This window comes from Pseudomonas sp. A-1, assembly GCF_004801855.1.
Classification (GTDB): Bacteria; Pseudomonadota; Gammaproteobacteria; order Pseudomonadales; family Pseudomonadaceae; genus Geopseudomonas.
Map to the genome: position 1 here is coordinate 1 of NZ_SSTC01000224.1, position 891 is coordinate 891.

The following is an 891-nucleotide window of genomic DNA, read 5'->3' on the forward strand; positions in this document are numbered from 1 at the left end:
CGAAGTACCACATCTGTCGTTCTCCTTGGCCCAGGTGGGCACTGATCGAGTAGGGTGCGCCGTGCGCACCGGAAAACTACCGTGGCCCATGGTGCGCATGGCGCACCCTACGCTCGGCCACGGTTCGCGACCTCAGTAAAGACCGTGCGGGTTGCTCTCGATGGTCTTGTCGGTCAACCGGCCCCACATGCGGGTGTAGCACCACAGGGTGTAGAGCAGGATCAGCGGCACGAAGATGCCCGCCACCACCAGCATGATGCCCAGGGTCTTGTGGCTGGACACCGCGTCCCACACGGTCAGGCTCGACGCCGGGTCGAGGCTCGACGGGAACACGAAGGGGAACAGCGCGAAGCCCGCGGTGCAGATGGTGCCGACGATGGCCAGGCTGCTACCGAGGAAGGCCACAAAGCCACGATTGAACAGCGCGCCGAGCAGCGCCAGCACTCCGCCGGCCAGGCCCGCCAGCGGGGCGAGGCGGGTCAGCGGGTACTGCGCGTAGTTGGCCAGCCAGCCGCTGTTGTCCAGGCTCACCTGCTTGTGCAGCGGGTTGAGCGCCGCCCCCAGATCGGCGAAGCCGCCGACCAGGCTGAAGCCCTGGATGCCCATTACCAGCCAGGTGCCGGCCGCCGCGAAGCTCAGCAGGTACACCAGCGCGCACAGCTGGGTGGCCTTGCGCGAGCGCTGGTGCAGGTCGGCGTCGGTACGCAGCATCAGCCAGGCGCCGCCGTGGGTGCAGAGCATGCTCAGGCTGACCACCCCGGCGAGCAGGGCGAAGGGATGCAGCAGGCCGAAGAACGAGCCCTCGTAGGTCGAGCGCATCAGCTCGTCGAGGCGGAACGGCAGGCCGAGGAACAGGTTGCCGAAGGCCACGCCGAACAGCAGCGCAGGCAG

Annotated in this window: 1 protein-coding gene; it reads right to left on the minus strand. The window is 67.9% G+C overall.

The genetic code is table 11. From position 1 onward, the window contains the following. Positions 1-132 precede the first annotated feature (132 nt). Positions 133-891: cytochrome d ubiquinol oxidase subunit II (cydB, locus tag E5198_RS21275; RefSeq protein ID WP_136491872.1), on the minus strand; the 759-nt coding region annotated here is incomplete at its 5' end.